The sequence below is a fragment of the Paraburkholderia sp. BR13439 genome (assembly GCF_040948805.1).
GTDB classification, from domain to species: Bacteria; Pseudomonadota; Gammaproteobacteria; order Burkholderiales; family Burkholderiaceae; genus Paraburkholderia; species Paraburkholderia youngii.
Genome location: NZ_JBFPKN010000168.1, coordinates 1 through 348 on the forward strand (window position 1 = coordinate 1; position 348 = coordinate 348).

Annotated in this window: 1 protein-coding gene; it reads left to right on the forward strand. The window is 60.1% G+C overall.

The annotated features are described in order from the left end of the window. Positions 1 to 348: transposase (locus AB3X96_RS42725; protein WP_368594437.1), on the forward strand; the 348-nt coding region annotated here is incomplete at both ends.

The following is a 348-nucleotide window of genomic DNA, read 5'->3' on the forward strand; positions in this document are numbered from 1 at the left end:
ACTGGCGCGTCAGGTTCAGCAGGCCACGGGCCAGACGGTCAAGGTGGCGTTCGCGGATCAGGGATATACCGGCGAAGAGCCCGCACAGGCGGCGCTTGACGAAGGGATTGAACTTCAGGTCATCAAGCTGCCGGAGGCGAAAAAGGGGTTCGTGCTGTTGCCGCGCCGCTGGGTGGTCGAGCGCAGCTTCGGCTGGCTCAACCGCTTCCGCCGACTGGCAAGAGACTACGAGCGATTGCCCGAAACTCTGGCCGGCTTGCACTTCGTCGTGTTCTCCGTGCTTATGCTCGTTCACTTTGCAACCCTTAGCAAAAGTGCCTTCTATGAGCAGTCGTTTGTCAAGCCCTT